The 9,063-nt window shown below is 68.2% G+C and carries 2 protein-coding genes and 1 tRNA gene; 2 read left to right on the top strand and 1 reads right to left on the bottom strand.

The features are described 5' to 3' along the window. Positions 1-135: 135 nt before the first annotated feature. Positions 136-211, top strand: a tRNA-Thr gene (locus tag ACFQ6X_RS11150). Between the two features lie 161 nt (positions 212-372). On the opposite strand, the gene ACFQ6X_RS11145 is transcribed toward ACFQ6X_RS11150, so the two are convergent. Next, complete coding sequence (locus tag ACFQ6X_RS11145) at positions 373-3,000, bottom strand: SpoIIE family protein phosphatase (protein WP_383179299.1); 2,628 nt, start codon at positions 2,998-3,000, stop codon at positions 373-375. A gap of 400 nt (positions 3,001-3,400) precedes the next feature. On the opposite strand from ACFQ6X_RS11145, the gene ACFQ6X_RS11140 reads away from it, so the two are divergent. Further along, complete coding sequence (locus tag ACFQ6X_RS11140; RefSeq protein ID WP_383179296.1) at positions 3,401-8,833, top strand: HAMP domain-containing protein; 5,433 nt, start codon at positions 3,401-3,403, stop codon at positions 8,831-8,833. The last annotated feature ends 230 nt before the right edge of the window (positions 8,834-9,063 follow it).

Raw genomic sequence — 9,063 nt, 5'->3', positions numbered from 1 at the left:
GCGACGCCGGCGCCACTGTCCGCAGGCCTGGAGCGCGCCACGGAACCCCTGAACGGAGCTCAGAAACGTCGATCGGATGGTTTTGAGCATCCGATCGTTCAGGGTATGCTTTAGCTCGTTGCCGCAAGGCGACAGGCCCCAATAGCTCAGTCGGTAGAGCGTCTCCATGGTAAGGAGAAGGTCTGCGGTTCGATTCCGCATTGGGGCTCCAGCAAGGAGAAAGGCCCCCGCCAATGGCGGGGGCCTTTCTCGTTCCCGGGGACGATTGGGGCGTCAACCCCGATCCTCGGCTGCCACCTGAAGGAGTGCTCGCGCTCTCGTCGAGTCCTTGCCGGTCGGGCCCGGAGGCATGCCCGACCGGCCACGTCCTGGTCAGAAGGTCTGCGGCTCCGGGACGCGCATGGCGAGGATGGCCATGTCGTCCGACGCGGGTTCTGCCGCGAAGCGTTCCACCGCCCGCAGGATGCGGCCGGCCACCGCACCGGCCGTCAGGCCCGTACACATGGCAAGGACATCCGCCAGGCCGTCGTCGCCCAGCATGCGCGTGCCCTCACGGCGTTCCGTGACGCCGTCGGTGACGCACAGAAGGACGTCGCCGGGCTCAAGGGTGACTTCCTGCTCGTAGAGCTCCAGGTCCTCGATCACGCCCAGCAGCGGCTGCGGTTCGGCCGCCGCCTCCACGGAGCCGTCCTGGCGCAGGCGCAGCGGGAGCGGATGACCGGCGCAGACGACCTTGAGCAGCGCGCTGCCGTCCTCCTGGGGCCACAACTCCCCGTACAGGAGCGTGAGGAAGCGGCTGCGGGCGCCTTCGTCGAGGATGGCCGCGTTGAGTCGTTCCAGTACGGCAGGGCCGCTGAAGCCCTCGCGGGCCAGCAGCCGCAGCGCGTGGCGGGCCAGGCCCGTGACTGCCGCGGCCTCCGGTCCCGTGCCGCAGACGTCACCGATGGCGAAGCCGTAGGCGCCGTCACGGATGGGGAACACGTCGTAGAAGTCGCCGCCGACTTCGTTGCCCTCGCCCGCGGCGCGGTAGATGACCTCGATCTCGACATTGGGCACGTCGGGCAGGCCGGGCGGCAGCAGGCTGCGCTGGAGGGACTGGCTGATCGCCATGCGCTCCGAGTAGAGGCGGGCGTTGTCGAGGGCCAGAGCGGCCCTGCGGGACAAGTCCTCGGCCAGTTCCAGGATTTCCTGACGGAAGTGGTCGTCGGACGGCTTGCCGAGGGTGAGCATGCCGATCACGCGGTTCCGCGCGACGAGCGGCAGCACCACGGTCTCGCCGCCCACGGCGGAGGCCGTAGCGAGCGTGGTGCGCGCGGCGGCCCCCATGCTCGCGGGCGCATCCCTGCCGAGGCTGCGTGTGGACGTGCGAAGAGCTGCCTTGTGGGCCGCCGCGGCCGGTGCGGGCCAGATGCGGGCGCCCGGGGCCGGAACGGGGTCCGGCGGCTCGATGGAGGACAGCAGGGCCTTGATGCCGTCGATGAGTTCCTCGTCCTCGTGGAGCACGTAGGAGAGGTACGGCTCCGAGGACTGGTCGGCAATGGTGTAGACGGCGCACCAGGTGGCCAGCGTGGGTACCGTCATCTGGGCCATCAGTGCCAGCGTCTGGTCCCTGTCCAACGTGCCGGCGAGCAGATCGGACGCCTCGACGAGGAAGGACAGCGAGCCGCGGCGCAGGCGTTCCAGCTCGCCCAGCCGGGCCGACTCGACGGCCAGGGCGATGCGGTCCGCGGCGAACTGGAGGCGCAGGGCCTCCTCGTTCGTGTACCGGCCGGGTGCTTCGGCCGCGACGCCGAGGGAACCGGTGAGCCGGCCCTCGACCTTGAGCGGGACCGTGACGACGGAGCGCATCCCTGTGTCGCTGAGGAGCGGTACGGCACCCGGTACGGCGGTGAGGTCCTCGTGCACCGCGGGCATCCTGGCGGAGCCGTAGCGGCCCGTTCCGGCCTCGACGGGGACCCGGGCGAAGCGCTGGCGAGCCGAGGGAAGGCCGGTCGTGGCCCGTACCTCCAGCTCCGTCTCGTCGTCGGTGGCCAGCAGCAGGAAAGCGGAATCCGCGTCGAGCATGTCGCGCGCCCGTTCGACCGTGCGCTGCAGCAGTCCGTCGAGGTCGTCGGGGGCGGGAGAGCCGATGAAGACCTCGAACGGGTCCGTGGTGCGATTCTCGGCCGATGTGTCGGTGACCGGGGCACGCACCGGGCTCTGGAGCACGGCCCGCTCGTAGTCGCGCACGAGAAGGCAGACCGTGGACGGTTCGCCCTGGGTGTCGCGGACTCTGAGATGGGAGGCGTAGACGGGGATGACGCGTCCGTCGGCGCCTCGGATGCCGTAACTGCCCTCCCAACGGGAGAGCTGCAGGGCATCGGCGATGCCGGTGTTCGTGCCCGGTGTGTGCGGCCAGGCCGCGAAGTCGGTGAGCTGTTTGCCGGTGACCTTCTCGGCAGCGTGTCCGAACAGGAAGGTTGCGTCGTCGTTCCACGCGGCGATGGAGCCGGAGCGGTCGATCTGCACGACGGCGACACGTACGCGCTCGTCGGTGACGGGGAGCAGTTCCGTGGGCAGGACGGGACCCGCCGAGCGGATGCCCACGGGGCGATCCGGAAGGTCGAGCTGGAACCAGACCTGCTTGTGCGTCGGCGTGTACTCGACCCCCCAGCGGGAAGCGAGTGCGGCGCAGAGCAGCAGGCCGCGGCCGCCTTCCCGGTCCGGGCTGCCGAAGTCCAGGCCGGAGCTCTGGAGCGGGATCTCGCGTTCCGGATAGTGGTCGGAGACCTCGACGCGCACGCCGTCCTCGGTGCGCAGGCAGAGCACATCCGCGGCGGTGCCCGCGTGCACGACCGCGTTGGTCACAAGTTCACTGGTGAGGACGACGGCGTCATCGACGACGTCGGTGTACCCCCACCCCTGCAGGGTGTCGCGGACGAATGCGCGGGCGGTCGCCACCGAGCGTCCGACCGGATCGAAGGTGGCAGCCGCACGCGCGGTGATCACAGCACTCCCCATATGGTGTCTCGTCGCTTCCCCGAGTCCTGTGCCCGTTTATCGCCGCTTCGATTCGCCTGCCAGGCTAGACGCTCGCCAGGCGTCCCGTGTACAGGAGGGCCGACTTGGGCGCGCAGGCCACCGGCGGATGTGCGGGGGCGCACAAGTATGGAGTCCCCGGTGAGGGAAATGGGGCAACCGTGGGACCTTGCACGCCGTCCGGTTCAGGCCTGGTACGTTTCAACGATTTGACGTTCCCATAGTCACCCGTCGACGGTGTGCTGTGGCGGTGAGTCAAAGTGGAAGTGGGCAAGCTTCCGGTTAAGGCCCGAGCGATACGGTCAACCCCTGCGGGAGGGACACGGTGGAGTCTGGCGTGGCGGCGCGGGGTTCAGGAACGCGCACAAAAGGCGGACAGCCCGTGAAGAAACAGCGCAATGGGACCATCGACGTGGATGCGGCAGCTCTGAACAGACTGCTTGCGGCTCTCGTGGCGATGCGCGACGGAAATTTCCGCAGGCGGCTCACCGTCTCGGGCGACGGCGTGCTCACGGAGATCGCAGCGGTCTTCAACGAGGTCGCCGACCGCAATCTTCATCTGACCGGCGAGCTGGCGCGCGTCCGTCGTGTGGTCGGACGTGAGGGGAAACTCACCGAACGTCTGGAGACCGGCGCCTGCGAGGGCTCCTGGGCGGCCGCGATCGACGCCTCCAACGAGCTCGTCGATGATCTGGCGCGCCCGGTGTCCGAGGTCGGGCGGGTGCTCTCCGCCGTTGCCGACGGTGACCTCGAGCAGCGGATGGAACTGCGGTCGCACACGGCCGACGAGACGGTACGCCCGCTGCGCGGCGAGTTCCTGAAGGTCTCCCGCACGGTCAACAACCTGGTCGATCAGCTGTCGGCGTTCACCGAGCAGGTGACGCGGGTCGCGGTCGAGGTGGGTACCGAGGGCAAGCTCGGCGGGCAGGCCCAGGTACGCGGAATGTCCGGGTCGTGGAAGGACCTCACGGACTCCGTGAACACCATGGCGTACCGGCTGACCGCCCAGGTGCGCGACATCGCCCTGGTGACGACGGCCGTGGCCAAGGGTGATCTGTCGCGGAAGGTCACCGTCCATGTGGCCGGCGAGATGCTTCAGCTCAAGAACACCGTCAACACGATGGTCGACCAGCTGTCGTCGTTCTCCTCCGAGGTGACCCGGGTCGCCCGCGAGGTGGGCACGGAGGGCGAGCTCGGCGGACAGGCGACGGTGCCCGGAGTGGCAGGGGTCTGGAAGGACCTCACGGACTCCGTGAACACGATGGCCGGGAACCTGACGTCCCAGGTGCGCGGTATCGCCGAAGTGACGACGGCGGTCGCCAACGGTGACCTGTCGCAGAAGGTCACGGTGAGCGCCCGCGGCGAGGTCGCGCAGCTCGCCGAGACGATCAACCAGATGACCGAGACACTGCGCACCTTCGCGGACGAAGTGACACGTGTGGCGAGCGAGGTCGGTGGCGAGGGGCTCCTCGGCGGCCAGGCGCAGGTACCGGGTGCCGCGGGTACCTGGAAGGACCTCACCGACTCGGTGAACACGGTCTTCCGGAACCTGACCACGCAGGTGCGCGACATCGCGCAGGTGACGACAGCGGTGGCCAGCGGTGACATGACCCAGAAGGTCACCGTCGACGTGGCCGGCGAGATGCTGGAGCTGAAGAACACCGTCAACACGATGGTCGACCAGCTCCAGGCCTTCGGTTCGGAGGTGACCCGGGTCGCCCGGGAGGTCGGCGTCGAGGGCCGGCTGGGCGGACAGGCCGAGGTGCCGGGAGCGGCGGGTACGTGGAAGGACCTCACCGACTCGGTGAACACGGCCTTCCGGAACCTGACGGGCCAGGTCCGTGACATCGCCCAGGTGACGACGGCGGTCGCCAACGGTGACCTGTCGCAGAAGGTCACCGTCGACGTGGCCGGCGAGATGCTGGAACTGAAGAACACCGTCAACACGATGGTGGCGCAGCTGTCGAACTTCGCCGACCAGGTGACCCGGATGGCACGCGACGTGGGCACCGAGGGCCGCCTCGGCGGTCAGGCACGTGTCGACGGCGTCTCCGGTACGTGGAAGGAACTCACCGACTCCGTCAACTTCATGGCGGGGAACCTCACCTCCCAGGTGCGTCAGATCGCCCAGGTGACCACGGCGGTGGCGCGGGGTGACCTGTCGCAGAAGATCGACGTGGACGCCCGGGGCGAGATCCTGGAGCTGAAGAACACCATCAACACGATGGTCGACCAGCTCTCGGCCTTCGCCGACCAGGTGACCAGGGTGGCCCGCGAGGTGGGCACGGACGGGCGGCTCGGCGGCCAGGCGCAGGTGCCCGGTGTGGCCGGCGTGTGGCGCGATCTGACCGACTCGGTGAACGGCATGGCGGGGAACCTCACCGCCCAGGTCCGCAACATCGCTCAGGTCGCCACGGCGGTGGCGCGGGGTGACCTGTCGCAGAAGATCGACGTGGACGCCCGGGGCGAGATCCTGGAGCTGAAGAACACCCTCAACACGATGGTCGACCAGCTCTCCAACTTCGCCGAGCAGGTGACCCGGGTCGCCCGCGAGGTGGGCACGGAGGGCATCCTCGGCGGGCAGGCGGAGGTGCAGGGCGTCTCCGGTACGTGGAAGGACCTCACGCAGTCCGTCAACGGCATGGCGAACAACCTGACCCTCCAGGTCCGCAACATCGCCGAGGTGACGACGGCGGTCGCCAAGGGCGATCTCTCCAAGAAGATCACCGTCGACGCCAAGGGCGAGATCCTCGAACTGGTGACGACGGTCAACACGATGGTCGACCAACTGCTCAACTTCGCCGACGAGGTGACGCGGGTCGCCCGTGAGGTGGGTACCGAAGGCATCCTCGGCGGTCAGGCCCGGGTGCGCGGTGCGACGGGCATCTGGAAGGACCTCAGCGACAACGTCAACCTGATGGCCAACAACCTGACCAGCCAGGTGCGCAACATCTCCCGGGTCTCGTCCGCGGTCGCCAACGGAGACCTGACCAAGAAGGTCACCGTCGAGGCACGCGGCGAGGTCGCGGAGCTCGCCGACACCGTCAACACGATGGTGACGACGCTGTCCTCGTTCGCCGACGAGGTGACCCGCGTGGCGCGCGAGGTGGGTACCGAGGGCGAGCTGGGCGGCCAGGCACGTGTCCCGGGTGTCGCGGGCACCTGGAAGGACCTCACCGAGTCCGTGAACTCGATGGCGTCCAACCTGACCGGTCAGGTCCGCCAGATCGCCACGGTCACCACGGCCATCGCCAAGGGCGATCTCACCAAGAAGATCGACATCGATGCGCGCGGTGAGATCCAGGAGCTGAAGAACACCATCAACACGATGGTCGACCAGCTCTCGTCCTTCGCCGAGCAGGTGACCCGGGTGGCCCGCGAAGTGGGTACCGAGGGACAGCTGGGCGGTCAGGCCCGGGTCCGCGACGTCGACGGGACGTGGCGCGACCTCACCGAGTCGGTGAACGAGATGGCCGGGAACCTGACCCGTCAGGTGCGTGCCATCGCCGCGGTCGCCACCGCGGTGACCCGGGGCGATCTCAACCTCAAGATCGACGTGGACGCGGCCGGCGAGATCCAGGTGCTGCAGGACAACATCAACACGATGATCGCCAACCTGCGTGACACCACCCTGGCCAACAAGGAGCAGGACTGGCTCAAGGGCAACCTCGCCCGGATCTCGGGCCTCATGCAGGGCCGCCGCGACCTGGACGACGTCGCCTCGTTGATCATGAGCGAGCTGACGCCGGTGGTATCCGCCCAGCACGGTGCGTTCTTCCTGGCCATGACCACCGGTGACGCGGCCGAGGTGGGTGCGGACGGTGGCAAGGACAGCTCGTACGAACTGCGCATGCGCGGCAGTTACGGCTACTCCGCCGGCTCCATGCCGACCTCTTTCCGGCCGGGGGAGACGCTCATCGGGACGGCGGCCGAGGAGAAGCGGACGATCCAGGTGGACCATGTGCCGCCGGGTTATCTGAAGATCTCCTCCGGCCTCGGCGAGGCACCGCCCGCGCACGTCATCGTGCTGCCGGTGCTGTTCGAGGGCAAGGTGCTCGGTGTGATCGAACTGGCGTCGTTCCAGCCGTTCACCCACATCCAGCGTGACTTCCTCAACCAGCTCGCGGAGATGATCGCGACGAGCGTCAACACCATCAGCGTCAACACGAAGACCGAGAAGCTGCTCGAACAGTCCCAGGAGCTCACCGAGCAGCTGCGCGACCGGTCCCAGGAGCTGGAGAACCGTCAGAAGGCGCTCCAGGCCTCCAACGCCGAACTGGAGGAGAAGGCCGAGCTGCTGGCCCAGCAGAACCGCGACATCGAGGTGAAGAACACCGAGATCGAGGAGGCCCGGCAGGTCCTTGAGGAGCGCGCCGAACAGCTCGCGGTCTCGATGCGCTACAAGTCCGAGTTCCTCGCCAACATGTCGCACGAGCTGCGCACACCGCTCAACTCACTGCTGATTCTGGCCAAGTTGCTCGCGGACAACGCCGAGGGCAATCTCTCGCCGAAGCAGGTGGAGTTCGCCGAGACGATCCACGGGGCGGGGTCCGACCTGCTCCAGCTGATCAACGACATCCTCGATCTGTCCAAGGTCGAGGCGGGCAAGATGGACGTCAGCCCGACCCGGATCGCACTGGTCCAGCTGGTCGACTACGTGGAGGCGACGTTCCGGCCGCTCACCGCGGAGAAGGGGCTCGACTTCTCCGTACGGGTGTCTCCGGAGCTGCCCGCCACGCTGCACACCGACGAGCAGAGGCTCCTCCAGGTGCTGCGCAACCTCCTGTCCAACGCGGTGAAGTTCACCGACGGAGGCGCCGTGGAGCTGGTGATCCGGCCGGCCGGCGCGGATGTACCGAACTCGATCAGGGAGCATCTGCTCGAGGCCGGTTCGCTGCGTGACGCCGATGGGGACCTCATCGCCTTCTCGGTCACCGACACCGGAATCGGAATCGCCTCCAGCAAGATGCTGGTCATCTTCGAAGCCTTCAAGCAGGCGGACGGCACCACGAGCCGCAAGTACGGCGGTACGGGCCTCGGCCTCTCCATCAGCCGCGAGATCGCCCGGCTGCTGGGCGGCGAGATCCACGCGGCCAGCGAGCCGGGGCGCGGTTCGACGTTCACGCTGTACCTGCCGCTGCACCCGAGCGAACTGCCGCCGCAGGGCTACCCGCAGATGGGGCCCGGCCCCATCGAGGTCCACGGGACCTCCGGCGAGGGAGCTCTGCACCTGGAGGCCTCGCAGCGGACCGGCGCCGAGCTGCCCCTGGGCGATCCGGCCAACTCCGCCGGGATGTTCAGGCGCCGGCGCAAGGCGCTGGGCGGAGCGGCGCAGCGCCCGGCCCTGGCGAACGGCAGGGCCACCGAGGAGAGTTCCCCGCACACGGAGTGGGTGCAGGGAGCGCAGGAGGAGCCCGAGCAGCGCCGTACGTTCCGCTTCCACGGGGAGAAGGTGCTGATCGTCGACGACGACATCCGCAACGTCTTCGCGCTCACCAGCGTGCTGGAGCAGCACGGCCTGTCGGTGCTGTACGCGGAGAACGGCCGCGAGGGCATCGAAGTCCTCGAGCAGCACGACGATGTGACGATCGTGCTGATGGACATCATGATGCCCGAGATGGACGGATACGCCACGACCACGGCGATCCGCAGGATGCCGCAGTTCGCCGGACTGCCGATCGTCGCGCTGACCGCCAAGGCGATGAAGGGCGACCGTGAGAAGGCCATCGACTGCGGAGCGTCCGACTACGTCACGAAGCCGGTCGATTCCGATCATCTGCTGTCAGTGATGGAGAAGTGGATGAGCGGAGAGTGACCGGACGTGGTGGAAATTCCCCTGCGATGTTGACCTGCTCTGCCCGAAAGGGTGTGAGGGCGGGTTTTCCGGGGAACCTTCTGGTCTTCCACCGCGTTTCCGGTACGTGCACAGTGACATCTCGGTGACAGGGTGTGGTGACGGGCGGGGTGCGGCTACCATGACCGGCACAAGGACGGACGGCGTAAGGGAGTCGTCCCCTGGGGCGGCACCCGGTGCGATCCCGGGGC

The sequence above is a fragment of the Streptomyces sp. NPDC056452 genome (assembly GCF_042796085.1).
GTDB lineage: Bacteria > Actinomycetota > Actinomycetes > Streptomycetales > Streptomycetaceae > Streptomyces.
This window is presented reverse-complemented; position numbering and strand designations above follow the sequence as displayed.